The organism is Janthinobacterium sp. GW821-FHT03C08, assembly GCF_059420905.1.
Genome location: NZ_JBWKUP010000003.1, coordinates 330,024 through 355,578 on the forward strand (window position 1 = coordinate 330,024; position 25,555 = coordinate 355,578).

25 protein-coding genes are annotated in these 25,555 nt (G+C 64.5%); 13 read left to right on the forward strand and 12 right to left on the reverse strand.

Features of this window, described 5'->3' with window-relative positions:
* Positions 1-73: 73 nt before the first annotated feature.
* From AC07VL_RS05955 to hutC, 3 genes are all read right to left on the reverse strand, one after another.
* The gene (locus tag AC07VL_RS05955; protein ID WP_494805014.1) at positions 74-538 is read right to left on the reverse strand and encodes a response regulator; all 465 of its coding nucleotides are present in this window, start codon (positions 536-538) and stop codon (positions 74-76) included.
* A 78-nt stretch (positions 539-616) separates the two neighbouring features.
* Positions 617-3,958 (reverse strand): PAS domain S-box protein, encoded by a 3,342-nt coding sequence (locus AC07VL_RS05960; RefSeq protein ID WP_494805015.1) that lies wholly within the window; start codon positions 3,956-3,958, stop codon positions 617-619.
* 402 nt (positions 3,959-4,360) lie between these two features.
* Positions 4,361-5,080, reverse strand: coding sequence for a histidine utilization transcriptional repressor HutC (hutC, locus tag AC07VL_RS05965; protein WP_494805016.1), 720 nt, complete (start codon positions 5,078-5,080; stop codon positions 4,361-4,363).
* Positions 5,081-5,262: 182 nt separating this feature from the next.
* Between hutC and ada the strand changes: the two genes are divergently transcribed.
* From ada to AC07VL_RS05980, 3 genes are all read left to right on the forward strand, one after another.
* Positions 5,263-6,318 carry a bifunctional DNA-binding transcriptional regulator/O6-methylguanine-DNA methyltransferase Ada gene (gene ada / locus AC07VL_RS05970; RefSeq protein WP_494805017.1) on the forward strand — a complete coding sequence of 352 codons (1,056 nt, stop codon included), beginning with the start codon at positions 5,263-5,265 and terminating at the stop codon, positions 6,316-6,318.
* Positions 6,315-7,004: a 2OG-Fe(II) oxygenase gene (locus tag AC07VL_RS05975; RefSeq protein ID WP_494805018.1), complete on the forward strand. Its 690-nt coding sequence runs from the start codon at positions 6,315-6,317 to the stop codon at positions 7,002-7,004. Before ada ends, AC07VL_RS05975 begins: the two co-directional genes overlap by 4 nt.
* Before the next feature lie 74 nt (positions 7,005-7,078).
* Complete coding sequence (locus tag AC07VL_RS05980; RefSeq protein WP_494805019.1) at positions 7,079-8,731, forward strand: mechanosensitive ion channel family protein; 1,653 nt, start codon at positions 7,079-7,081, stop codon at positions 8,729-8,731.
* 15 nt (positions 8,732-8,746) lie between these two features.
* Here the strand turns inward: AC07VL_RS05980 and AC07VL_RS05985 are convergent, their stop codons facing one another.
* The 8 genes from AC07VL_RS05985 to AC07VL_RS06020 form a co-directional block, all read right to left on the reverse strand.
* A complete protein-coding gene (locus AC07VL_RS05985) occupies positions 8,747-9,172 on the reverse strand; it encodes an STY0301 family protein (RefSeq protein WP_494805020.1) in 426 nt (141 codons plus the stop codon).
* 1 nt (position 9,173) lies between these two features.
* Complete coding sequence (locus AC07VL_RS05990; RefSeq protein ID WP_494805021.1) at positions 9,174-9,560, reverse strand: BPSL0067 family protein; 387 nt, start codon at positions 9,558-9,560, stop codon at positions 9,174-9,176.
* A 321-nt stretch (positions 9,561-9,881) separates the two neighbouring features.
* Positions 9,882-10,385, reverse strand: coding sequence for a hypothetical protein (locus AC07VL_RS05995; RefSeq protein ID WP_494805022.1), 504 nt, complete (start codon positions 10,383-10,385; stop codon positions 9,882-9,884).
* A 2-nt stretch (positions 10,386-10,387) separates the two neighbouring features.
* Complete coding sequence (locus AC07VL_RS06000) at positions 10,388-10,828, reverse strand: hypothetical protein (RefSeq protein ID WP_494805023.1); 441 nt, start codon at positions 10,826-10,828, stop codon at positions 10,388-10,390.
* An 85-nt stretch (positions 10,829-10,913) separates the two neighbouring features.
* A complete protein-coding gene (locus tag AC07VL_RS06005) occupies positions 10,914-11,438 on the reverse strand; it encodes a hypothetical protein (protein ID WP_494805024.1) in 525 nt (174 codons plus the stop codon).
* Complete coding sequence (locus tag AC07VL_RS06010) at positions 11,413-11,910, reverse strand: hypothetical protein (protein ID WP_494805025.1); 498 nt, start codon at positions 11,908-11,910, stop codon at positions 11,413-11,415. Before AC07VL_RS06010 ends, AC07VL_RS06005 begins: the two co-directional genes overlap by 26 nt.
* 13 nt (positions 11,911-11,923) lie before the next feature.
* Positions 11,924-12,460 carry a hypothetical protein gene (locus AC07VL_RS06015; RefSeq protein WP_494805026.1) on the reverse strand — a complete coding sequence of 179 codons (537 nt, stop codon included), beginning with the start codon at positions 12,458-12,460 and terminating at the stop codon, positions 11,924-11,926.
* Positions 12,378-13,445: a hypothetical protein gene (locus AC07VL_RS06020; RefSeq protein WP_494805027.1), complete on the reverse strand. Its 1,068-nt coding sequence runs from the start codon at positions 13,443-13,445 to the stop codon at positions 12,378-12,380. Before AC07VL_RS06020 ends, AC07VL_RS06015 begins: the two co-directional genes overlap by 83 nt.
* A gap of 125 nt (positions 13,446-13,570) precedes the next feature.
* On the opposite strand from AC07VL_RS06020, the gene AC07VL_RS06025 reads away from it, so the two are divergent.
* The 9 genes from AC07VL_RS06025 to AC07VL_RS06065 all read left to right on the forward strand — a co-directional run bounded on the left by AC07VL_RS06025 (position 13,571) and on the right by AC07VL_RS06065 (position 24,931).
* Positions 13,571-14,185, forward strand: a complete 615-nt coding sequence (locus tag AC07VL_RS06025; RefSeq protein WP_494805028.1) for a GNAT family N-acetyltransferase — start codon at positions 13,571-13,573, stop codon at positions 14,183-14,185.
* 67 nt (positions 14,186-14,252) lie between these two features.
* A complete protein-coding gene (locus AC07VL_RS06030) occupies positions 14,253-15,926 on the forward strand; it encodes an amidohydrolase (RefSeq protein WP_494805029.1) in 1,674 nt (557 codons plus the stop codon).
* A 174-nt stretch (positions 15,927-16,100) separates the two neighbouring features.
* Positions 16,101-17,804, forward strand: a complete 1,704-nt coding sequence (gene hutU / locus AC07VL_RS06035) for a urocanate hydratase (RefSeq protein ID WP_494805030.1) — start codon at positions 16,101-16,103, stop codon at positions 17,802-17,804.
* A 19-nt stretch (positions 17,805-17,823) separates the two neighbouring features.
* Complete coding sequence (hutH, locus tag AC07VL_RS06040) at positions 17,824-19,383, forward strand: histidine ammonia-lyase (RefSeq protein ID WP_494805031.1); 1,560 nt, start codon at positions 17,824-17,826, stop codon at positions 19,381-19,383.
* Between the two features lie 56 nt (positions 19,384-19,439).
* Positions 19,440-20,228, forward strand: coding sequence for an N-formylglutamate deformylase (gene hutG / locus AC07VL_RS06045; protein ID WP_494805032.1), 789 nt, complete (start codon positions 19,440-19,442; stop codon positions 20,226-20,228).
* A complete protein-coding gene (locus AC07VL_RS06050) occupies positions 20,213-21,589 on the forward strand; it encodes a formimidoylglutamate deiminase (RefSeq protein WP_494805033.1) in 1,377 nt (458 codons plus the stop codon). The genes hutG and AC07VL_RS06050 overlap by 16 nt, the downstream gene beginning before the upstream one ends.
* Entirely contained in the window at positions 21,589-22,164 is a 576-nt protein-coding gene (locus tag AC07VL_RS06055; protein ID WP_494805034.1) for a HutD/Ves family protein, read from the forward strand. The genes AC07VL_RS06050 and AC07VL_RS06055 overlap by 1 nt, the downstream gene beginning before the upstream one ends.
* A 10-nt stretch (positions 22,165-22,174) precedes the next feature.
* A complete protein-coding gene (gene hutI / locus AC07VL_RS06060; RefSeq protein WP_494805035.1) occupies positions 22,175-23,401 on the forward strand; it encodes an imidazolonepropionase in 1,227 nt (408 codons plus the stop codon).
* Between the two features lie 81 nt (positions 23,402-23,482).
* The gene (locus AC07VL_RS06065) at positions 23,483-24,931 is read left to right on the forward strand and encodes a glycine betaine ABC transporter substrate-binding protein (RefSeq protein WP_494805073.1); all 1,449 of its coding nucleotides are present in this window, start codon (positions 23,483-23,485) and stop codon (positions 24,929-24,931) included.
* An 11-nt stretch (positions 24,932-24,942) separates the two neighbouring features.
* Here AC07VL_RS06065 and AC07VL_RS06070 read toward each other — a convergent pair whose 3' ends face one another.
* Positions 24,943-25,122 carry a hypothetical protein gene (locus AC07VL_RS06070; RefSeq protein WP_034746290.1) on the reverse strand — a complete coding sequence of 60 codons (180 nt, stop codon included), beginning with the start codon at positions 25,120-25,122 and terminating at the stop codon, positions 24,943-24,945.
* A 12-nt stretch (positions 25,123-25,134) separates the two neighbouring features.
* Between AC07VL_RS06070 and AC07VL_RS06075 the strand changes: the two genes are divergently transcribed.
* Positions 25,135-25,473 (forward strand): hypothetical protein, encoded by a 339-nt coding sequence (locus AC07VL_RS06075; protein WP_494805036.1) that lies wholly within the window; start codon positions 25,135-25,137, stop codon positions 25,471-25,473.
* Positions 25,474-25,555: the final 82 nt, after the last annotated feature.

The following is a 25,555-nucleotide window of genomic DNA, read 5'->3' on the forward strand; positions in this document are numbered from 1 at the left end:
TTGAGCGGGCGCCCAGGCCGCATGCCTGCTGGCCCCGCGGCCCGTCTGCCAACGCCGCTGCCCCGCCGCCGTATCAGGCTTGCACGCCGGACAGGCGCGCCGTGTGCTGTCGCTGCAAGTTCACCATGAGCTGCAGTTCCGCGCTCTCCATCGGCTTGCGGAAGGTGCCTAATATATGCAGGCCATTGGCCACGGCCAGGCGTTCGGCGGCCAGGCGCACGGCCGAATGCAGGCCCGACAGCAGCACGACGCCGCCGCGGAAGCCGTTTTCCGCCGCCATGCGCAGAAATTCGATGCCATCGACGTCGGGCATGGACAGGTCGCAGATCAGCAGGTCGGGCTGGTGCTGCTGCAGGGTGGCCAGCGCCTGCTCGCTGTGCGATTCGCAGCGGATGTCGAACTGCCCCAGCTGCTCCAGCATGTCGCTGAGCACGTCGAGCATGAAGACATCGTCATCCAGCAGCAAGATGCGCATGGGCGCCAGGCCCGCGTCGTCCTGGGCCTGGGCCTCGGTGTGTTGATTAGATACATTGTTCATGGTGATGTCTTTCAGTTTCCGGTTTGTATGCTGCATCGTGGTCGATGCCGTTACCTTGCCGCAAAGCACTGGTGGTAGCTAATCGTCATTGGCAAAGCTGGTGTTGTTCATGATTTGTTCGGTAATCTGTTCCAGCAGGGGCCACAGGCGCGCGACGATGCGCTGCGCCCGCTCCGCCTCGTCGGCCGGTTCGCCCGGCGCCAGGGTTTCCAGGTTGTGGCACAGCTCGGCCAGCCCCAGGGCGCCCACGGTGCGCGCCGAGGACTTGATGCGGTGGCCCAGTTCCCGCACCTGGTGCACGTCGCCGCGCGCCAGGGCCGCATCGATGTCGCCGAAGCCATCCTGCGTCGTCTGCAGGAACTTGAAGGCGAATTTGCGCACCTTTTCCGGGTTGTAGCCCAGCAACTTGGCGAGGATGGACAGGTCGATCACCTGCGGGTCGCCCGCCAGCGTGGTCTTGAAGGCGGGCGCGGCGCGGGTGCGCGCCGGTGGCGGCGGCGTCTCGCGCGCCGGCAGCCAGCTGGCGATGGTCTGGTACATCATGGCCGGCTGGATGGGCTTGGAAATGAAATCGTCCATGCCCGCATCCAGGCAGCGCACGCGGTCCTCGCTCGTGGCCGTGGCCGTCATGGCCAGCACGCGCAAATGGGCCAGCTGCGGATCGGCGCGGATGAGGCGCGTGGCCTGCAAGCCATCCATCAGCGGCATCTGCACGTCCATCAGCACGCAGTCGAACTGCGTCTGGCGCAGCAGATCGAGCGCTTCCTCGCCATTGTTGGCCAGGCAGACGGAGGCGCCCGCTTCCTCCAGCAATTCCAGCGCCACCTGCTGGTTAAACGTGTTGTCTTCCACCAGCAGGATGCGCGCATGCTTGAGCGTGCGCATCACCAGGGCCGCGTCGGCGCTGGCGCGCATGGCGGCCGCCGTCTGCACCATGCTGTCGAGCATGGCCGGCGCCGCCTGGTCGGAAATGCCCAGGTTGGCCGTGAACCAGAAGGTGCTGCCGGCGCCGGGGCGGCTGTCGACGCCGACGTCGCCGCCCATCAGCTGGGCCAACTGCTTGCAGATGGCCAGGCCCAGGCCCGTGCCGCCATATTCGCGCGTGGTGGACGTGTCGGCCTGCTGGAAGGACTGGAAGAGCTTGCTCATCTCGTCCTGCGACAGGCCGATGCCGTGGTCGCACACCTCAAAGCGCACCAGGCAATGCTTCGCATCCGCCACCACCTTGTGGACTTTCACGGTGATGCTGCCCTGTTCGCTGAACTTGATGGCGTTATTCGCGTAGTTGATGAGCACCTGGCCCAGGCGCAGCGGGTCGCCCACCAGCACGGCGGGCAGCTGCGGGTCGATCTCGAACAGCAGTTCCAGGTTCTTGCCGGCGGCGCGCGGCGCCACCACCGTCATCAAGGTCTGCACGACGTGGTCGAAACTGAAGTTGACGCGCTCGATCTCCAGCTTGCCCGCCTCGATCTTGGAAATGTCGAGGATGTCGTCGATGATGCCCAGCAAGTGTTCTCCGGCAAAACGGATCTTTTCCAGGTAATCGCGCTGGCGCGGCTCCAGTTCCGTCTTCAGGGCCAGATAGGCCATGCCGATCACGCCATTCATCGGCGTGCGGATTTCATGGCTCATGTTGGCCAGGAACTGTCCCTTCGCCAGGCTGGCCTCTTCGGCCACCTGCTTGGCCTGGTCCAGCTGCTCTGTGCGCTGGGCCACGCGCTCTTCCAGATGTTCATTGAGCTCGCGCAAGGCGCTCTCGCTGCGCTTGTGATACGTGATGTCCGTCAGGCTGGCCACCACCATGCCCACCTTGCCGTACTCGTCGCGGATGGCTTCGGTATTTACGGAGAGCCACGACAGGCTGCCGTCCGGCTGCTGCACGCCCATCAGCACGTCGCGCATGGCTTCGCCCGTCGACAGGGTGATGTGCACGGGATGGCTGCGCTGGTCGAAGGCGGAGCCGTCCTCGCGCACGGCTTGCCACAGGCTGTTGCCGGCCGGGCTGGCCGCCAGCATGCGCTCGGCGGCCGCATTGCTTTCCAGGATGTGGCCGTGGCTGTCCTGCACCACCAGGCCATTCGTCACGGCGCCGAAGACGGAGGCCATGCGCTGGCTCGAATTCGACAGGGCGATCGAGGCCTGGCGCCGCTCCGTGATGTCGGTGATCATCGCCAGCGTGCCGCCCGGCTCGCCATTCTCCGACTGGATGCTGGTGCTCGACAGCAAGCCCCACAGGCTGGACAAGTCCTTGCGGAAAAAGCGGAAATCCACCTGGTCCGGCTGGCTGGCGGCACTGCCGTGGCTGGCCAGGCGCCGCTGCATCAGCAGCTGGCTGTCGCGGTCCATGAAGTCGAGCATGGGCCGGTGCAGCATTTCCTGCACCGTGTAGCCCAGCATGTGCGCCATCTTCGGGTTGACGAAGGTGGTCTTGCCATCCGCGTCCGTCATCCAGATGCCTTCGGCCGCCGTCTGCACGATCAGGCGGTAGCGCTCCGAGCTGGCGTGCAGCGCTTCCTCGGCGCGCTGGCGCTGCGTCATGTCGCGCAGCGAGACGATGGAAAAGACTTGCCCGGCCATGCGCAGCGGCGACAGGCTGACCTTGGCGGGGAAGTGCGTGCCGTCGCGGCGGCGCGCCATCATCACGCGGCCGGGCAGGCTGTGGCGTGCCTGCGGGTCGCCCGCGGACTGGCTGACCGTGCTTTCCGGCACCAGTTGTTCTAGCGACATTCCCGCCAGTTCGGCCAGGGGATAGCCGAAGCAGCGCGCGCCGATCTGGTTGGCGTAATGCACCTTGCCTTCGATGTCGGCCACCAGCATGGCTTCGGGCGCCGCTTCGAGCATGGAGCGCATGCGCGCTTCCTCGTCCTGCTTGCGTTCGCCGATGTCGCAGACGATGCCGCTGGCCTGCGTGGCGGCGCCATCGGAGGCGCGCGTCAGCACGGCGCCGCGCGCCAGCAGCCAGCGCCAGTGGCCGTCGCTGTGGCGCAGGCGAAATTCGCAGCTGAACGTGCCCGGTGCCTGGCCGTCGAAATGCTGGCGAAACGCCAGGCTCAGGCGTCCACGGTCATCGCGGTGCACTTCGGCCAGCCAGGCGGCCAGCGTGTGTTCCAGGCGCGCATGCTTGTCGCCGAGCATGTCCTGATACAGGGGAGCGAACAGCAGCTGGTCGGCCTCGCGGCGCCAGGTCCAGCCGGCCATGGCGGCGCCGTGCAAGGCTTGCACGGCATGGGCGTCGCCACGGGCATCGGCGGGGCGTTGCCCGTGCCGTGCCTGGCGCCGCCAGCGCCAGGCTTGCCAGCACGCCAGTGCCGCCAGGGTCGTGGCGCTGGCCGCCGCATACGGCCACAGCAGTGCAGGCGCCACGCCGGGCGCCGCCTGCGCCAGGGCAGGCAGGGACAGCCCGATGCCCGCAGCGAGCATCGTACGCGCGAGCCGACGCAGAGCACGGCGCCGGCGGCGTGGTGCGCTGAAACTCGTGTGGCTGCAATACGACAAATGCATCCCTTTCTGGGGCGTGATTGGACCGTGCTGGCGTACTGGACGCGCGCAAATAAGCGCCCATGGCGCCTTCTGGCGGCCACTATAGCATCGAATATTTACTCGGAGTATTTAAGTTCTGAAACGGTCAGAACGGGGCTTTCTTTTGCCCCGCAATGGCCGAATTTTTTGCGATTTGGTGAGAATTTGAGAGAAATTGAGCGCCAAATCGTGCTATTGCAGCGGCAGTCCGGAAGGCGCCTGGGCAGGCCACCGCGCGCGGCGCCGCGCCGGCGAGCATCACGGGCCGCAAGGCGCGCCGCGCAGCCGGTGTGCCAGGTGTGTTCAGGTAAAGCTGCCGGCGAACTGATAGCGGTGGCCGGGATGCCACATGGTGGCGATCGAGGCGACCTTGCCGCCCGAGCGCGTCTGGCGGCGCAGCACCAGGCATGCCTGTTTCGTGTCGATGGCCAGCATTTCGGCGATATCGCGCGGCGCCGACAGCGCCTCGATGCTGTAGGTGGCGCCTTGCAGGGGGGCGGCGGCCATCAGGTATTCGTTCGGCGTGATGCTGGAAAAATCCTGCGTCATGTAGTCGGGCGCGCATTCGGGATTGACCCAGCGGTCTTCCACCTGGATGGGCACGCCGTTTTCAAAATGCACGATCAGCGAATGGAACAGCGGGTGTTCCGGCGGCAGGCCGAATTGCTTGGCCAGCAAGTCCGACGCCTTGGTGCGCTCCAGCAACTGCAGGCTGCTGCGGTGGATATGCCCGCGCGCGCGCACTTCATCGGCGATACTCTTGATTTCCAACAAGGTCGCCTGGTATTTTTGCTGTGCCACATAGGTGCCGGAACCCTGGCGCCGCGTCAGCACCTGCTCGCTGGTCAGTTCGCGCACGGCACGGTTGACCGTCATGCGCGAGACGCCGAATTGTTTCACCAGGGCTTGCTCGGAAGGAATCACGTCGCCCTCCTTCCAGCGGCCGGCGGCGATGCCGGCCAGCAGAAAATCCTTGATGCGCTGGAAAATGGGCGTATTTTCTTGTGTATTGTGGTCGTCCAATGCTGTGTCTCCGAAGCGCGGGCAGGGCGCGCTTCCGGCCGGAGGCGCGATGGCCGATTTTAGCACCGAGCACGCTGCCTGCCGCCAGCCATTTTTTTGAATTCAAAAGCAAGCGCCGGAGTGCGGTGCGCGCAGGCACTGGCTATGCTGGAGACTGACTATTGACTTGCAGGGAGTTCGCCATGGAACACTCGTATCTGACAGACGATGAGCGCTGGGAAGGCGTGCAGCGGCGCGCGCCCGACGCCGACGGCATCTTTTATTACTCGGTGCGCACGACGGGTGTGTATTGCCGCCCCTCCTGCGCGGCGCGTCCCGCCTTGCGCCGCAACGTGGCCTTCCACGCAACGTGCGAGCAGGCGGAGGCTGCCGGTTTCCGCCCCTGCCTGCGCTGCAAGCCGAACCTGCCGCCCCTGGCCCAGCGCCAGGCGGCCATCGTGGCCGACATCTGCCGCCTGATCGACGCCAGCGACGCGCTGCCGGACCTGGACAGCCTTGCCAGGGCCGCCGGCATGAGCCGCTTTCACTTTCACCGCGTCTTCAAGGCGCACACGGGCATCACGCCGAAAGCCTATGCGGCGGCGCGGCGCGGCGAACGCCTGAAGGCCGGCTTGCAGGGCGCGGCGAAGGTCACGGAAACGTTGTATGCGGCCGGCTTCAATTCCAGCGGCCGCCTGTATGCGGCCACGCCGGGCTTGCTGGGCATGACGCCGGGCGCGTTTCGCGACGGCGGCAGCGGCGCCGTGATCCGCTTTGCCATCGGCGCCTGCTCGCTGGGCGCCATCCTCGTGGCCAGCACGGACAAGGGCATCTGCGCCATTTTGATCGACGATGATCCGGAAGTGCTGCTGCGCGACTTGCAGGACCGTTTTCCCCGCGCCGAGCTGCGCGGCGCCGAGCCCGAGTACGAGCGGACCGTGGCGCAGGTGGTGGGCCTGGTCGAGGCACCGGGCCTGGGCCTGGACTTGCCGCTCGACGTGCGCGGCACCGTGTTCCAGCAGCGCGTGTGGCAAGCCTTGCGCGAGATTCCCGCCGGCAGCACCGTCAGCTACGCCGAGCTGGCCAGGCGCATCGGCGCACCCAATGGCGCGCGGGCCGTGGCGGGTGCCTGCGCCGCCAATGCCCTGGCCGTCGCCATCCCCTGCCACCGCGTGGTGCGCAACGATGGCGCCCTGTCCGGCTACCGCTGGGGCGTGGAACGCAAGCAGGCGCTGCTCGAACGCGAAGGGAAGGCATGATGACGCTGGACTGGCGGCAGATCGAGGATGAGCTGAATCAATACGGCTATGCCGTCGTGCCGGGTTTGCTCAATCCTGCGCAGTGCGGGGAACTGGCGGCCCGGTATGACGAGGCGTCGCGCTTTCGCAGCAAGGTGGTGATGCAGCGCCATGGTTTCGGACAGGGCGAGTACCAGTATTTCGCCTATCCCCTGCCGGACGCCGTGGCCGCCCTGCGCGAACAGCTGTACGGGCCGTTGGCGGCCATCGCCAACCGCTGGCAGGCAGCGATGGGACTGGACGTGCGCTTTCCGTCCAGCCACGCCGATTTCCTCGCGCGCTGCCATGCGGCCGGGCAGACGCGGCCCACGCCCTTGCTCTTGCGCTACCGCAAGGACGATTACAACTGCCTGCACCAGGACCTGTATGGCGAGCACGTGTTTCCGCTGCAACTGGCCGTGCTGCTGTCGCGCCCGCAGGAAGACTACACGGGTGGCGAGTTCGTGCTGACGGAGCAGCGCCCGCGCATGCAGTCGCGCGCCGAAGTGGTGCCCCTGGCGCAGGGCGACGCCGTGCTGTTTCCCGTCGCCCAGCGCCCCGTCAACGGCACGCGGGGCAGCTACCGCGTCAACATGCGCCATGGCGTGTCGCGCCTGCGTTCGGGCGCGCGCCACACCCTGGGCATCATTTTCCATGATGCGAGCTGAACGCTAGGTGCGGCGCTTGAGTTTCCGCAATTACATGGCATGATGGCTATTCCCTGTCACTTTCCACTCTTGCCATGTCCGCGTTCCTCCGCCTGCTCTGCCTGTTGACGATCTTCCTGCTGCCTGCGGCCCATGCGGACGAGGGCGCATCCTCGCTCGTCGCGGAGGCTGCCTCCGCCATCGCGCCGTCGCAGGCCGGGGCCGTCAAGACGGCGCCGCTGATGTTTGCCAACCGCAAGGTCTTCGTCTTCCGCGCCGCGCTGGCCGGCTATCCGCCCGATGAACGGGCCATCGGCGCGCAGCGCCGCCTGGAACGCGTGCTGGCGAAAAACGGTCCCCTGCAGGCGAGCACGCGCATGATTCCCGAAGGCACGCAAGTGCTGCTCGACGGCGTGCAGCTGTTCGTCGTCGTGCCTGGCGACGTCAACCAGCTGGCCGGCGACACGACGGAAAGCGTGGCCAAGGTGGCGGCCGGGGAATTGAGCAAGGCCGTGCTCGATTACAAGGAACAAGGCAGCTGGCGCTACCTGGCCATCGCAGCCGCCGTGTGCGCGGCCGCCACCCTCGTCTTCTGGCTGGTGTGGATGGGCCTGACGCGCTTTTACCGCTGGGCCAAGCGCCGCAGCGGCATCCTGCTGGCGTCGCGCCTGCGCGACGTGCGCCTGAAAAACGTGCGCGTGCTCGATGCCGAGCATTACATCGCCTTCGCGTATCAACTGCTCAGCGCCGTGCTGTGGGGCCTGCGCCTGATGGCCACGTATCTGTGGGCTGCCTTCGTGCTGGGCCGCCTGCCGTACACGCGCTCGTGGGGCGAAAGCCTGAGCGGCTACCTGTTTGACGTGGCGGCCGACGTCTTCCACGCCATCATCGGCGCCTTGCCGGGGCTGGTGCTGGTATGCGTGATCTTCGCCATCGCCCGCCTGATCGCCGCCACGGCCGCCTCGCTGTTCAAGCGCGTGGAAAGCGGCGAACTGCAGATCGGCTGGCTGGACAAGGACACGGCCCTGCCCACGCGCCGCATCGCCAGCGTGGTAATCTGGCTGTTCGCGCTGGCCATGGCGTATCCGTATCTGCCCGGCTCGCACACGGCAGCCTTCCAGGGCCTGTCCGTGCTGGTGGGCCTGATGGTGTCGATCGGCGCGTCGAGCATCGTGGGGCAGGGCGCCAGCGGCTTGATCCTGATGTACACGCGGGCCCTGCGCAAGGGCGAATACGTGCGCGTGGGCGACAGCGAGGGCACGGTGGTTGACGTCGGCATGTTCGAGACGCGCCTGCGCACGGGCCTTGGCGAGGAAGTGGCCTTGCCGAATGCATGGGTGATGTCGCAAACGACCAAGAATTATTCGCGCGCCCAGCCCGGCGGCGGCTTCGTGCTCGACTCCACCGTCACCATCGGCTACGCCACGCCGTGGCGGCAAGTGCACGCCATGCTGGAACTGGCCGCCTCGCGCACGACGGAGCTGTCGACCGCGCCGAAACCGTACGTGATGCAACTGGCCCTGCAGGATTACTACGTGCAATACCGTCTCGTCGCCTACGCCAACGCCGAAGTCCCCCGCCAGCGCGCCGAAGTGCTGAACCGCCTACACCAGAACATCATCGACGTCTTCAACGAATTCGACGTGCAAATCACTTCGCCGCACTACATCGACGACCCGAAAGAGTCGCACGTGGTGCCGCCCGGTGAATGGTTCAGGGCGCCGGCGCAGCGGGGGGAGGAACAATAGCCCTTATGTTTTCCTTTAGGGAACCAGGTTGCAGGAAATGGCGATATCGGTGTCGTTGTATTGATTGCGAGATATTCGGATGACGCAGCGATCAGCCTGTACGGGCAAGCGGTATACCAGCTCGATCTCTCCTCCTCGTCCATAGGTGCAGAGCAACCATTTTTCCATCGATTTCAGGTGCGGGTATGTGGTTTCGGTAACGTATTTGCCGAGGCGGCCAGTGTCGCCGCGCAACTCGGCCCGGGGTTCTACATCGGGCGGCCCGGCCACGATGCCTGCGCCGGACAGCAGCAAGCGCGCAGGCACGATACCGAGCCATCCGGATGCAGGCCGCACCTGGACCGAAGCTGGGCTCAGCTCGCGCGGACACTGCGGCACCTGCGCAATGGCGGCCGGCGCGGCCACCGTGAGGAGGATGAAGATGAGAAGGGCGTTGCTCATGTTAATGAATCACATAGAACGCGGCGGCATTATCTGAGTCCAGGATGCGCCTTGCCTTGGCAACTTCGGGACTGTAGTAGTCGATACGACGCGACTTTACCCGGCGCCCTTGCCACTGATCCATCACCACGATGTATTTGGGGCGATTCGAGGCAGGGTCTTTCGGACCCGCATACATGAACAGGGCTGCGTGGTTGCCATGCGTGGGTTGAAAAGCGGCGGTCGGACTGGAAAACGTGGCGATGGCAGTCCCCGGTGCGATATACCCGGCGTCCAGGACGTGCTGGCCTGGACGCCAATGGATGGTGCGGGGGGCTTGGGCGTACGCTTGCACGAGCGCGACGCATTCGCCTGTTCCCACCGGGTCATGACCTTGCAGAGCGTTCAAGTTGCCCTTGTATCGATATTCCAAAGCGCTTCCTTATGGATCTGCTTACTTATGGATATTCTTATGCGGAATGGGAAAAGTGTATTGCGCATACGCAAATAGCCATGCTGCAGCATTCGATACGGAGCGGGATAATGATCGTAGCGATGGCTGGCTGGGGCAGAGTTCAGCAATCCATGCCGGGGCGTCCCTGCTGACAGCAGCGATCTTGGGACGACCTGAGGCGCCGGGGATCAGGCAAAACTTGCCTGCACAGGCTGCAGGCCGAGGAACATGAGCAGTATGAACAGGGCATTCTGCTGCAAGGAGATCATGTTTTTTCTATTCCTGAACGGGGCAGATTTCATCGATCCAGGCTTGGCTATCGCTGTCGATACGAAGAATCTTGCGCTCCCCGGAGATGCCGGTGATTAAGCAAAATTTCCCCACGTAGCCGCGGGTAGGATCTGAAGGATCGGCTGGCCTACCGTTCAGGAAGACGTCATACATGCGCCCCGTTTTCAGCGGCGGCGCTTTGGGCGGCTTGACCTCTGCCGTTGCTGGAGCAAGCCCATACAAAAGGCAGGACTTGGCATGCACAGGGATAGTTGCTGTGCCCGGTAAAAGAAAAGACCATACTTTGACTGCAGGCTTGACGGATACATCTGTCAGTACGACCGCACTAATCTGCGGAAGCCCGTTGCGTGCTTCTTCTTTTTGCGAAATGGTGAAACAGGGAATGCCGTTTTTTAGCTGTACTTCCGCGTATGCCATGCGGGAGGTGGCCGAGGCACTCATGCAGGTCATCAAGGCGAGTACCAATAGGCTCTTGTGGCAGATGGGCATGATTAGCCTTTTTGTGCTGGGGTGTTTGCCGGGCAAATTTCATCTATCCAGGCCTGCATGTCGCGCTTGATGGGAATGAGCTGTTGACCACCGTTCGCTGTCGCGATGAGACAGAATTTCCCTTTATAGCCACGGGTCGAGTCAGACGGGTCATCCGGCCTGCCATTCAAGAAGACGCTGTACATCCTGCCTGTTTTCAACATCGCCGCGGCAGTCGATTCGGCTCCTGCTGGTACTTGGCCATACAAATAGCAGGTTTTTGCATGCATGGGTAGGGTCGTCGCTCCAGGGAGAATGAAGGACCAGACCTCTACAGGCGGCTTTATGGAGATGTCGTAAACCATGAGTGCGCCCAGCATTGGCGTTCCATTGCGGCGTTCTTCTTTTTTTGAAATGGTAAAGCATGGTATGCCTTTGAATGAGCTAATCTCGGCTTCGGCCATGCGGGACCACGCCGAGGCATCCATGCTCGTCAAGGTCGCCAGCAGACAAAGAATAAGGTGGCGATGATTCGTGGCATGCCTTGCGTTATCGGGAAGAATTTCTGGCTGGGGACGTATCATCCATCCAGGCCTGTGTATCGCTTTTGATGACGACGAGGCGTGGCTTGGCAGAGATCTGCTGTACGAGACAGAACTTTGCCACATATCCATCGGTAGGATCGGCAGGATCGACTGGCCTGCCATTCAGAAATACCTCGTACACCCTGCCGGTCTTCAATTCAGGCGCGGGCGCGGCGTCGGCATGTGCCGGAATATTCCCATAGGGAAGGCAACTGGTTGAAGACAGTGGAATTTTCTTACCGTCCGTCATGAGAAACCCCCATATTTCCGTCGTTGGCTTGACCGTCACGTCGGACACGCTCAAGGCGTCGAGGAAGGGCTGGCCGTTGCGCCTCTCTTCCTGTTTGGAAATGCTAAAGCAGGGCACGCCATTGATCGAGGTCACTTCGGCATCGGCCATGCGTGAGCGCGCGTAGCCGTTCATACTTGAGAGCGCGAGCAGTATGAACAGCGTTGGATTGATGCTAGCGGGGCGTTGGGCAGACTTCATCGATCCAGGCCTGCATGTCGCTGTTGATGGGAATGATTTGCTGGCCGCCAGCGGCCGTCGTCGCCACGCAGAATTTGCCTTGATAGCCATACGTTGGATCGGACGGATCTTTGGGGCTGCCATTCAGGAATACGCTATAGAAATGCCCGGGTATCAATTTTTCAGCGCGTATGCCCGTCGCGCCGGTAGGCAGGTTTCCATAGCGGATGCATGTGCTGGCACGGATGGGTAGCGCCATTTCTGGCGGTAGGGAGAATCCCCATACTTCTTTTACCGGTTGCACGGACATGTCAGAAACCATGAGTGCGCCAAGAAATGGCAGGCCATTGCGCGCCTCTTCCTTTTTTGTAATGGAGAAGCAGGGTATGCCGTTGACAGAGTGAATGTGGGCATCCGCGATGCGCGACCACGCCGAGACATTGATAGTCGTCAGCGTGGCAAGCAGGAATAGCAGTGTGTGACGATATGGCATGGCGATCCCCGCACTATCTGATGAGCAAATGTTCTGGACAGCTATCTTTTTTCCACGCTGGCATGTCGCTGCCAATGGCAATGATTTTTCGTTTATCTGTGGAGGTGACAGCGATGCAGAATTTCCCTCTGTAACCATAGGTCGGGTCGGAAGGATCATCTGGACGTCCATTCAAGAAGACGCTGTAAACCCGCCCGGTTTGCAGTTCAGGGGCAGGCGTGCCATTTGCGCCCTGTGGAATATCGCCATAGAGAAGGCAGATTTTTGATGAAAGCGGAATTTTTCTTCCTCCGGTCATCACATAGCTCCATACTTTGGTAGCCGGTTTTACTGACAGGTCTGAAATACTGAGTGCCCCCAGGAGTGGCTGACCGTTACGTTTCTCTTCCGTTTGTGAGATTGTGAAACAGGGTGTGCCATTCACTGAATTGATTTCAGCATCGGCGATGCGTGATGTTGCACCCGCATCAAGGTATGTCGACGAGAGGAGTACGCTCGATATACCCGCCAGGTAAATTCTTTTCACTTTTTCTGTTGATGAAAAAATCATTGAGTACCTCTTCATAAACTGCTTGGTCATTAGCATATTGCTCCTGGCGCATTGCGGAGGAATCCTTTAAGTATTTCAATGCGTAGTAGTCGGCTAACAAGTCTCCTTGTGCCTCCATGTTGTAGTCGGCTAATTTTTTTTGGGACGACAAAACGTACTTGTAGTCCAGTCCTATTCTGAATGCTCCACGCATTGCCACCGGATATTTCAGTTGATATTGCCAAACATGGACCATTTCATGAATGAACCAATGACGCTCGGTATTATCAGCATTGGAAAAATCGTCCAGAAATCTCGACTCATGAAAGTACATTTCCCCATTGGGTGTCATGGCAGTGTTTTTTGGTTGGAACAGCCATAGATAAGGCCTCTTGTGAATTTTGACTTTGCTATAGTCGACGGCATCCTCGAAAATCATCCATGCCATGTCTATTTCACCCTGGGTAAGCGGGCGAGCAATGCTATCGATTTTTACCTGTTTTACTGATGTATCGATATCCTTGTCGGTTGTTTTTACGTCTTGTAGCTCAAGTATGATCGCCGTTGGCGCCACAGGGGCAGGTGCAGCGGAGCAGCAGGGAAGGCTGTCTTCTTGTGGGAAAAACTCCACCATCGTTATTTGCTCTTCCCGCTTGCTGGTGACGCGCCCCGTGCGTCCCTTCGCATCCGTCGTCCCCGTCCACGTTTCGCCGTTGCTCAAGGTGAGCCGGTAGTCGGCGTGCGCCAGCGGCACCTTGTTTTGCGAGACGAATTCCAGCTGTTCGTCGTAGCCGCAGCACCAGCATTCGTCGGGCTGGCCGGCCAGGCGGTGTAGTTCGCAGCCGCTTGTCGCGTTGCGCAGGGTCGCGCCCAGCACGGGTCGGCCGTCGGCGCCGAAGGTGACGATCATGCTGTCGAAGCGCGCGCCCAGGCTTTTCTTTTGGTGGGCCACGAGCTTGAAGAACACGTCGCACGCGGTGGTGCTGATGACATGATGCCTGGCCATGGAACCTCCGCGATAAAACGCCAGCGTAGGCCAGCGGTGGCGGGGAGGTATTGACTGGGCGCAAGGCTTGGGCGCTTGCGTTAAGATGCCGGGCGTCGCAAGATACAACGAACAGAAAGAGAACCATGTCCCGTGCCTTACACACCGAAGCCTCCCGCGCCGCCCGCAGCCTGGCCGCCGCCCTGATCGGCGACCCGTTTTACCGCGCCGTCACGGTGGCGTGCGGCGAGGATGAAGCGGCGCGGCTGGCCATGCTGGAAGCCTACTTCGCGCTGGCGCTGACCGAAGGCTGGCAGGCGGGGCGCGTCGACCTGGCCGATGCGGCGGGCCATGGCGCCGCCATCTGGACGACGGATACGCCGGCAGCCCGGCGCCAGGCCGCCTACGCGCAGCGCGAGGATGCCTTGCGCGTGCTGCTGGGAGAGCAGGGCTACGCGCATTTCACGGCCATCGTCGGGAACATGGAGCACGCGCTGGCGCCGCATGGTCTGCAGGACGCGTGGTATCTGTCGATCGCCGGCATCGCCCCGGACGCGCAGGGGCGGGGACTGGGCGCATCCGTGCTGGCGCCTGGCCTGGCGGCCGTCGATGCGGCGGGGGCCGCGTGCTTCCTGGAGACCTACAACGAGCGCAGCCTGCCGTTCTACGCCCGCCTGGGCTTCGTGGCGGCGGGACGCTACGCGGAAGCCGTCACGGGCTGCGATTACTGGCTGATGGTACGGGCACCGTCCGCTGCCTGATTGACCATTTTGCCAATTTCTATACACTCGTCTTTTCACTCATTTATTAAAAGACCTGGAGATGGAAATGCCGACCCCGCACCTGCGCCGCACCCTGCTCGTTCTCGCCTGCCTGGGCACTTTCGCCCACGCGCATGCCGATACCGTCATCGACAACGCCAACGGCTACACGCTCGATGCAAACGGCAAGGTGCTGCGCTTCACGTCGCTGGCCTTTGACGACGGGGGCAAGCTGCTCGCCGTCGGCAGCGCCGCGCAGGTAAAACGCAAGGCGGCCAAGGGCGCCCTGCATGTCGACGTGCAGGGCAAGACCGTGCTGCCGGGCCTGATCGACGCGCACGGCCACGTCTTCGGCCTGGGGACGATCGCCAGCGGCGTGATGCTGTACGGTTCCGCGTCGCTGCCGGCCGCCGTGCAGGCCGTGGGCGACTTCGCCCGCGCGCATCCCGAGCGCGGCTGGATCATCGGCAGCGGCTGGAACCAGGAAATCTGGAAGCTGGGACGCTTTCCCACGGCGGCGGAACTCGATGCGGCGGAAAGCGCGCGGCCCGTGTGGCTGCGCCGCGTCGATGGCCACGCGGGCTGGGCCAACAGCCGCGCGCTGGCGCTGGCCGGCATCACCCGCGCCACACCCGACCCGGCCGGCGGCAAGATTGCACGCGACGCGGATGGCAACGCCACCGGCGTGCTGGTCGACAGCGCCATGGACTTGATGGACGCCGTGCTGCCCAAGCCCGGCGACGTGGAAAACCGCGCCGCCCTCGATGGCGCGCTGGCGCAGCTGTCGCAGGCGGGCCTGACCAGCGTGCACGATGCGGGCATCGGCCAGATGCAGGACCGGCTGTTCCGCGACTATGCGGACCACGGCAAGCTGACGGTGCGCGTCTACGGCATGATTGCCGACACGACGGAAGACTTCGACGCGCTGTCGAAAAGCGGCCCATTAAAAAGCTATGCGCGCGACATGTACGCCTTGCGCGCCGTCAAACTGCTGTCCGACGGCGCCCTGGGCAGCCGCGGCGCGGCCCTGCTGGCGCCGTACAGCGACGATCCGACCACCCGCGGCCTGCTGTTCTACAAGGACGACGCCATGCGCGCGAAGATGGAAAAAGCCATGCGCGCCGGCTACCAGGTGAACGTGCACGCCATCGGCGACGCGGGCAACCATCAAATCCTCGACGGCTATGAAGCCTTGATCGCGCAATACCATAGCGTGGGCCTGCGCCACCGCATGGAGCACGCGCAGGTGGTGCAGTTGTCCGACATCCCCCGTTTCAAAAGCCTGGGCATCGTGCCGTCGATGCAGCCCACGCACGCCACGTCGGACCAGAACATGGCGGAGCAGCGCGTGGGGCACGAACGCATCAAGGGCGCGTATGCGTGGCGCACCTTCCTCAAGCAGGGTTCGCGCATCGCCTGCGGCTCCGATTTCCCCATCGAGTCGCCGAACCCGTTCGAGGGCATCCACGCGGCCGTCACGCGGCAAAACAGCGAAGGGTTCCCGGCCGGCGGCTGGTATCCGCAGCAAGCCATGACGGTCACCGAGGCGCTGCGCTGCTTCACCTTGGACGCGGCCTGGGCGGCGCACCAGGAAAAGGTCATCGGCACCCTGGAAGCGGGCAAATGGGCGGATTTCATCGTCGTCGACCAGGACCTGTTCACCGTCGAACCCAAGGCCATCGGCAAGACGCAGGTGCTGCAGACGTGGGTGGCGGGCAAGCGCGTGTTCGAGAAAAAATAAAATGCTGTAAGCCCGAAATTCAGATGCCGGGGGCGGACCCTGAGGGTCCGACCCCGGTCCTATTGCTCTTGGGTTGTACCAACAAAAACCTGTTGACTTGGTTGTATAGACAACCTATGCTGGGAGTACCAGAGCGGACCACGCATGTCCGCTCGCCCCCTACGAGGAGACAGCATGAACAGCACAATGGACACCGATCCACGCTTTGATGCCAGCCGTGTTATCCGCGCCCCGCGCGGCACGGTCATGGCGTGCAAGAGTTGGCAGGCCGAGGCGGCCTACCGCATGTTACAAAACAACCTGGACCCGGAAGTGGCGGAAAACCCGCAGCACCTGGTCGTCTACGGCGGCATCGGCCGCGCCGCCCGCAACTGGGCCTGCTTTGACCAGATCCTCGCCTCCTTGCGCGAGCTGGAAGACGACCAGACCTTGCTGATACAGTCCGGCAAGCCGGTGGGCGTGTTCCAGACCCACGCGGACGCGCCGCGCGTGCTGATCGCCAACTCCAACCTGGTGCCGAAATGGGCCAACTGGGAACACTTCAACGAACTCGATCGCCAGGGGCTGTTCATGTACGGCCAGATGACGGCCGGCAGCTGGATCTACATCGGCACGCAGGGCATCGTGCAGGGCACGTATGAAACCTTCGCCGAAGCGGGCCGCCAGCATTTCGGCGGCGACTGGGGCGGGCGCTGGATTTTGACGGCGGGCCTGGGCGGCATGGGCGGCGCGCAGCCGCTGGCCGCCACCATGGCGGGTGCCGTCTCGCTCAACATCGAATGCCAGCAAAGCAGCATCGACTTCCGCCTGCGCACGCGCTACCTGGACAAGCAGGCGGCCAGCCTGGATGAAGCCCTGGAACTGGTCAAATACCACACCGAGCGCAAGGAAGCCATTTCCATCGGCTTGCTGGGCAACGCGGCCGAAGTGCTGCCGGAACTGGTGCGCCGCGCGAAGGCGGGCGGCCTGGTGCCCGACCTGGTGACGGACCAGACGTCCGCGCATGACCTGGTCAACGGCTACCTGCCGCGCGGCTGGAGCGTGTCGGACTGGAAGGCGGCGCAGCAGGACCCGCAGCGCCACGCGCGCCTGACGGTGGCCGCCGCCGATTCCTGCGCCGCCCACGTGCAGGCCATGCTCGATTTCCACGCCATGGGCGTGCACACTGTCGATTACGGCAACAACATCCGCCAGGTGGCGTTCGACCAGGGCGTGCAGAACGCCTTCGACTTCCCCGGCTTCGTGCCCGCCTACATCCGCCCGCAGTTCTGCGAGGGGCGCGGTCCGTTCCGCTGGGTGGCCCTGTCGGGCGACCCGGAAGACATCTATAAAACGGATGCGAAGATCAAGCAGCTGTTCCCGCACCACAGGCAGGTACACCACTGGCTGGACATGGCGCGCGAGCGCATCGCCTTCCAGGGCCTGCCGGCGCGCATCTGCTGGCTGGGACTGGGCGAGCGCCACATCGCTGGCCTGGCCTTCAACGAGATGGTGCGCACGGGGGAGCTGAAGGCGCCCATCGTCATCGGCCGCGACCACCTGGACACGGGTTCCGTCGCCAGTCCGAACCGCGAGACGGAAAGCATGAAGGACGGCACGGACGCCGTTTCCGACTGGCCGCTGCTCAACGCCATGCTGAACACGGCCGGCGGCGCCACCTGGGTCTCGCTGCACCATGGCGGCGGCGTGGGAATGGGGTATTCTCAGCATGCGGGCATGGTCATCGTGGCCGACGGCACGGAAAGCGCGGCGAAACGCCTGGCGCGCGTGCTGGTCAACGACAGCGGTTCCGGCGTGATGCGCCATGCCGATGCCGGCTATGAAACGGCGGCCGCCTGCGCCAAGCGCAACGGCCTGATTCTTCCCATGCTTCCTTGAGACCTTGATGCGAATGACTATGACACAGCATGCCAAAAGTTGGACCCTGAAGCCGGGCGCGATGACCCTGGCCGACCTGCGCGCCGTCTGGGCCGCACCCGCCAAACTGATCCTCGCCGCCGAGGCCTATCCCGTCATCGAGGCGTCGGCCGCCGCCGTGCAGGCCATCGTCGCCAAGGGCGATGCGGCCTACGGCATCAACACGGGCTTCGGCCTGCTCGCCAAGACGCGCATTCCCGATGAAAAGCTCGAGCAATTGCAGCGCAACCTGATCCTGTCGCACTCCGTCGGCACGGGAGAATTGCTGTCGGACGCCGTCGTGCGCCTGATCATGCTGATGAAGATCGGCAGCCTGGCGCGCGGCTTTTCCGGCGTGCGTCCGCTGATCGTCGACACCCTGATCGCCCTGTACAACGCGGGCATCATGCCGGCCATTCCCGCCAAGGGCTCCGTCGGCGCCTCGGGCGACCTGGCGCCCTTGTCGCACATGACCCTGGCCATGCTGGGCGTGGGCGAGGTGCGCGTCAACGGCGAATTGATGGCGGCGCCCGAGGCGCTGGCGCAGGCGGGCATCGCGCCCGTGGTGCTGGCGGCGAAAGAGGGCCTGGCGCTGATCAACGGCACGCAAGTGTCGAACGCGCTGGCACTGCATGGCCTGTTCATGGCCGAGCGCTTGCTGGAAGCGGCCATGGTCACGGGCGCCCTGTCGCTCGACGCGGCCAAGGGCAGCGATGCGCCGTTCGATGCGCGCGTGCACGCCGTGCGGGGACAGCCGGGGCAGATCCTCGCCGCGCAGATGTACCGCCAGCTGGTGGCGCACAGCGCCATCCGCGCCTCGCACCTGGAAGGCGACGAGCGCGTGCAGGACCCGTACAGCCTGCGCTGCCAGCCGCAGGTCATGGGCGCCTGCCTGGACCTGATCGGCAACGCGGGCCGCACCCTGCTGATCGAAGCCAATGCCGTCACGGATAACCCGCTGATCTTCCAGGATGGTCCCAACGGCCAGGCGGAAATCGTCTCGGGCGGTAATTTCCATGCCGAGCCGGTGGCTTTTGCTGCCGACACGCTGGCGCTGGCGATCTCGGAAATCGGCGCGCTGGCCGAGCGCCGCATCGCCCTGCTGATCGACGCCACCTTGTCCGGCCTGCCGCCCTTCCTCGTGCGCGACCCGGGCGTCAATTCCGGCTTCATGATCGCCCACGTGACGGCCGCCGCGCTGGCCTCGGAAAACAAGTCGCTGGCGCATCCGGCCAGCGTCGACAGCCTGCCCACGTCCGCCAACCAGGAAGACCACGTGAGCATGGCCACCTTCGCCGGGCGCCGCCTGGACGACATGGCGCACAACACGGCCGTCATCGTCGGCATCGAGCTGCTGGCCGCCGCGCAGGGCATCGATTTCCACCGTCCGCTGAAAACCTCGCCGCACCTGGAGCACGTACACCACCAACTGCGCCAGAAAGTGCCGTTCTTCGATGCCGACCGCTTCTTCGCGCCCGACATCGAAGCGGCCAAGCAGATGGTGCTGCGGGGCGAGCTGAGTACCACCTGCAAGAGCCTGTTCGCCCCGCTGTACGCCTAGACATGAACTGACGCCCGGCCGGCCCTCGGGCAAGCGCCGGGCGCGAGGAGACAAGCATGGATTTCCGCTTCAACGAAGGCAGCATCCCGCTGCTCGTGTCGATGCCCCACGTGGGCACCGACATACCCGACGATATCGCCGCGCGTATGACGCCGCAGGCCTTGCTCAAGGCCGACACGGACTGGCATCTGCGCGAGTTGTACGGTTTTTTGCAGGAGATGGACGCGTCCGTGCTGTCGGCGCGCTGGTCGCGCTACGCCATCGACTTGAACCGCCCGCAGGAAGACACGAACCTGTACCCGGGCCAGGACACGACGGGCCTGCTGCCCAGCGATACCTTCCACCGCGAGCCGCTGTACCTGGCCGGCAAGGAGCCCGATGCGGCCGATGTGCAGCACCGATTGCAGCGCTACTGGGCGCCGTACCACCGGCAGCTGCGCGCGGAACTGGACCGCCTGCTGCGCGTGCATGGCGCCGTGGTGCTGTGGGATGCCCATTCCATCGCCTCGCGCGTGCCGCGCTTCTTTGACGGCAAGCTGCCCGACCTGAACTTTGGCACGGCCGATGGCGCCAGCTGCGATGCGGGCCTGACGTCCGCCGTGGTCGATTTCGCGCGCGCGCAGGAACAGTTTACGGTGGCGCTCAATGGCCGCTTCAAGGGCGGCCACATCACGCGCCATTACGGCCAGCCGGCCAGCCGCGTGCATGCGATCCAGCTCGAGATGTGCCAGTGCCTGTACATGGACGAGACAGCGCCATTCGGCTACCGGCCCGACCTGGCCGCGCAGGTGCAGCCGCTGCTGCGCCGCACGATGGAAGCGGCCGTGGCATGGGTGGCGCGTTGAGCACGGCCCTTTTTGCCCGCCACGCACTGTTGCCGCAGGGCTGGCGCCGCGACGTGCTGCTGGAATGGGATGCGGCGGGCGATTTGACGCACATTAAAGAGAACGCCGCGCCGCCGCCTGGTATTGAGGTGGCGCAATACGTCTTGCCCGGCATGGTCAACCTGCATTCGCATGCCTTCCAGCGGGCGCTGGGCGGCATGACGGAGATGGCGGGTGACGGGCCGGACAGTTTCTGGACCTGGCGCGACTTGATGTACCGCTTCGCGCGCCACATCACGCCGGAACAGATGGAAAGCATCGCCGCGCAGCTGTTTGCCGAATGCCTGCGCCATGGCTACACGGCCGTGTGCGAATTTCACTACCTGCAGCGCGATGCGGCCGGCGCGCTGTATGCGCGCCCCGCCGAAACGGCGGAGCGGGTGCTGGCGGCGGCGCGCGTCAGCGGCATCGGCATGACCATGCTGCCCGTGCTATACAGCCATGCGGGCTTCGGCGAGCAGCCCCTCAAGCCCGAGCAGGCGCGCTTCCGCACCGATGCGCAGGAGGTGCTGCGCATCGTCGAGGCGCTGGCGCCGCAGCGCGGCGGGCAGGTGGAAGTGGGCTTTGCCCCGCATTCGCTGCGCGCCGCCGGCGTGGCACAGATCCGCGAAGTGGTGGCAGCGCTGCCGGCGGATCGCCCCATCCACATCCATATCGCCGAGCAGCAGGGCGAGGTGCGCCAATGCCTCGACTACAGCGGAATGCGCCCGGTGCAGTATCTGTACGACCAGGTCGATGTCGACGCGCGCTGGTGCCTGGTGCACGCCACGCATGTGCAATCCGACGAGGTGGCGCTGATGGCCGCCAGCGGCGCCGTGGCGGGCCTGTGCCCGACGACGGAGGCAAACCTGGGCGACGGCCTGTTTCCGCTGGCCGACTTCATCGCCGCCGGCGGGCGCTTCGGTGTCGGCAGCGACAGCCACGTGTCGCAGTCGCCCGTCGAGGAATTGCGCTGGCTCGAATATGGCCAGCGTTTGCAGCGCCAGCAGCGCAATGTCGCCGCCACGCCGGACCAGCGCCGCGTGGGAGATTATCTGTGGCAGGCGGCCCTGCGGGGCGGCGCGCAGGCGGCAGGGCGCAAGCTGGGCGCGCTGGCGCCAGGCTGCCGCGCCGACCTGCTGGTACTCGACGACGCCCACGTGAACCTGTGCGGCGTGGCCATCGACGATGTATTGGGCAGTTTTCTCTTCTGCGGCAACGACAAGCTGGTGCGCGACGTGCTGTGCGGCGGCCAGTGGCAGGTGCGCGGCGGGCGTCACGTGGCGCAGGATGCCATCGCGGCGGCCTACAAGCGCACCCTGGCGCAACTGAGGACGCTCTGATGGCCACCTTCATCCCCCATGAATGCCTGCGTGCCGCGCCGTGGAAAAATGGCGGCGGCAGCACGACGGAAATCGCCATTTCTCCCCCGGACGCCGGTTTCGACGATTTTGACTGGCGTATCAGCCTGGCGACGATCACGGCCGACGGGCCCTTTTCCAGCTTTCCCGGCATCGACCGCAGCCTGATGCTGGTCGATGGCCCCGGCGTGCAGCTGACGCTGGACGGTGCGCGCACGGTGGCCTTGACAGCGGCGCAGCCCATGCTGTGGTTTCCCGGCGAGGCGGCCGTGCTTGCTCAGGTCAAGGGCATCACGACGGATTTCAACGTGATGACGCGGCGCGACCGCTGCCGCCACCAGCTGGAGAAAATCACGGCGCCGGGCAAGCTGACGCGGCGCAGTGCGGCGACCCTGCTGTTTGTCGCCGGCGACGGTGCCGTGCTGGCGCGCGCGAACGGCCAGCAGTTCGCGCTGGCCCGCTACGACGCGCTGCTGCTCGACGCCGACGATGCGCAGGAATGGCAGCTCGACGCCCTGCAGCGCACGGCCATATTGCGCGTCGATTTATTCATGTGAAGGAAAGCAGATGCAAGACTGGGATATGGTCATCCATAACGTCCACCTGGCCACCATGGAGCATGGCTACGGCGAACTGCTCGATGCGGCCATCGCCGTCAAGGATGGCCGCATCGCCTGGTTCGGCCCCGGCGACGAGCTGCCCGCCAGCGGCGCGGTCCTGTTCGACGGCCAGGGCTGCTGGCTGACGCCCGGCCTGATCGACTGCCATACGCACATCGTCCATGCGGGCAACCGCAGCGACGAATTCGAGGCGCGCCTGAATGGCGCCAGCTATGAAGACATCAGCCGCGCCGGCGGCGGCATCATGTCCACCGTACGGGCCACGCGCGCGGCCAGCGATGACGAACTGCTGCGGCAAAGCCTGCCCCGCGTGCTGGCGCTGCTGGCCGAGGGCGTGACCACCCTGGAAATCAAGTCCGGCTACGGTCTGGCTGCGGACAGCGAGGCGAAGATGCTGCGCGTGGCGCGCAGGATCGGACAAACGCTGCCAGTATCCGTGCGCACCACCTTCCTCGGCGCGCATGCGCTGCCGCCCGAGTATGCGGGCCAGGCGGACGCCTATGTCGACCTGCTGTGCGCGCAGATGCTGCCCGCGCTGGCCGGCGATGGCCTGGTCGACGCCGTCGATGCCTTTTGCGAGCGCATCGGCTTTACGCCGGCGCAAACTCAGCGCATGTTTGACGCGGCGCAAGCGCTGGGCCTGCCCGTGAAACTGCATGCGGAGCAGCTGTCCGACCTGGGCGGCGCGGCCCTGGTCGCCCGCTATGGGGGGCTGTCGGCCGATCACCTGGAATTCCTGTCGCAAGACGGCGTCGCCGCCATGGCGCAGCACGGCACGGTGGCCGTGCTGCTGCCTGGCGCGTATTATTTTCTGCGCGAGGCGCAGCCGCCGCCTGTCGCGGCGCTGCGCGCGGCCGGCGTGCCGATGGCCGTGTCCACCGATTGCAATCCGGGCACTTCGCCCATGACGTCCTTGCTGCTGGCGATGAACATGGCGTGTACCTTGTGGCGCCTGACGCCGCAGGAAGCGCTGGCCGGCTGCACGCTCCATGCGGCGCGCGCGCTAGGCCTGCAGCAGGAAACGGGCAGCCTGGTCATCGGCAAGCGCGCCGATTTCGCCCTGTGGCGCATCGCGCGTCCGGCCGACCTGGCCTATGCGCTGGGCCTGAACCCGTGCGCGGCCGTGGTGCATGGCGGTGTCTGGCGCGCGCCGGTGGTAAGCTTGCCGGATTGATCATCCGCCCTGGAGCGCCGCGTGCGTGCTGCTTATTTGCCGTTTTACTTGCTGTTGTTACTGGTCTTCGCCGCCGCACCCATGTCCTCCCTTGCCCTGGACGGCGGCACCGTGAAGGTGGGTTCGAAACGCTTTACGGAATCCTACATCCTCGGCGAAATCATCAAGCAGAGCGCCGCGCCGCACGTCAAGGCGGAGCACCGCCAGGGCCTGGGCAACACGGCCATCGTGCTGGCCGCGCTGCAGGCGGGCAGCATCGACGTGTATGCCGAATACATGGGCACCATCGCCAGCGAAATCCTCAAGCACGACAAGGCCATTGACCTGGCACAGATGCGGCGCGAGCTGGCGTCGCTGGGCCTGGGCGTGGCCGTGCCGCTGGGCTTTAACAATACCTATGCGCTGGCCATGCGCGGCGATGAAAAATCCATCGCCAGCCTGGCGCAGCTGGCCCAGCATCCCGCCCTGAAATTCGGCCTGTCGCATGAATTCATCGGCCGGGTCGACGGCTGGCCCGGCCTGGCCGCCCGCTATGGCTTGCCGCAGCGCCCGCGCGGGCTCGATCACGGCATCGCCTATGAAGCGCTGGCGCAGCGCCAGGTGGACGTGATCGATATTTATTCGACGGATGCGAAGATCCGCCAGTATGGTTTGCGCGTGCTGGCCGACACGCAGCAGTATTTTCCCCGCTACGACGCCATGCTGCTGTACCGGCTCGACCTGCCGCCGCGCTTTCCCGCCGCCTGGCAAGCCTTGCAAGCGCTGCAGGGGCGCATCAGCGAGGGCGACATGATCGCCATGAATGCGGCTGTGGAAATCGATGGCAAGAGCTTTGCGGACGTGGCGCGGCAGTGGCTGGCCTCCGGCACGCAGGCAAATACACCTGCGGCCGCCGTGCGCAGCAATCTGCTCGATAAAATCATCGGTGACGATCTGTGGACCCTGACGCGCCAGCACCTGACGCTGGTGCTGCTGTCGGTGGCGCTGGCGTGCGCGCTCGGCATTCCGCTGGGTGTGCTGGCGGCGTTTTCGGCGCCGCTGCGGCAAACGGTGCTGGCCTTCGTCGGTGTATTGCAGACGGTGCCGTCGCTGGCGCTGTTGGCGATATTGATTCCCGTGCTGGGCATGATCGGCACCGTGCCGGCGCTGGTGGCCCTATTCGTGTATGCCTTGCTGCCCATCGTGCGCAATACGTGCACGGGCATCTTGCAGGTGCCGGACGGCTTGCGCATGGCGGCCCTGGCGCTGGGCTTGAGCCGGCGCGACCGCCTGCTGCACGTGGACTTGCCGCTGGCCATGCCGGTGATACTGGCGGGCATCAAAACGGCGGCCGTGATGAGCGTGGGCACGGCCACCATCGCCGCCTTCATCGGCGCGGGCGGCTACGGCGAACGCATCACCATCGGCCTGGCGCTGAATGACAATGCCATGCTGCTGGCCGGTGCGATCCCCGCAGCCGTGCTGGCCCTGCTGACGCAAGGCCTGTTCGAGCTGGTGGAGCGCTGGGCCGTGGCCGGCCGGCAGCACTGACGGCATCACGGTTACAGCGAGTGCAGTTTCGAGCGCACGGAAACGACGGCCTGGTGCAGGATGCGTTCGGCCTGGAAGTCGTTCTCGCGCTGTTCGGCGATGGCTTGCAAGTCGCGCGTGTAGCGTTCCAGGCGGGAACGCAGATAGGCGCGGTAGATTTTCATGACGAGCGGTTTGGCAGAGACATTCATGATGTGGCTCCAGTGCGTAGCGATTCGTTCATTTTGTGTGAGCGGAATGCTGCCATTTTGCGTCGCATCAAACGCGATTGTGCCGCCAACGGCGCGCGTTTGATATTCCGCAATGCCCCACCAGCCGAAGATGCCACACTGAATCTTCTCTGCCTGCACTACCCAGTATCTGCCGCAGGCCCGATACCTTCAAGCATACTCAAGGAGCGTCGCATGGTCATTTTTGCCGTGGTTGCTGGCTGCATCGCCTGCCTGACAGTGTACCAAATCTATAGAAAATCGCAGGGCAGTGGTGGTGTTGCGCAACAACATATCGGCTTGCATGGCACATTGATTGAGCCACGGAAATAAACTGGCGCCCATGGTGGCCCCGGGATGGCCATTTGTTAGCAGGTTTAAGGGAAATGTAAGGCCCGGTAAGCAAATGTAAAGG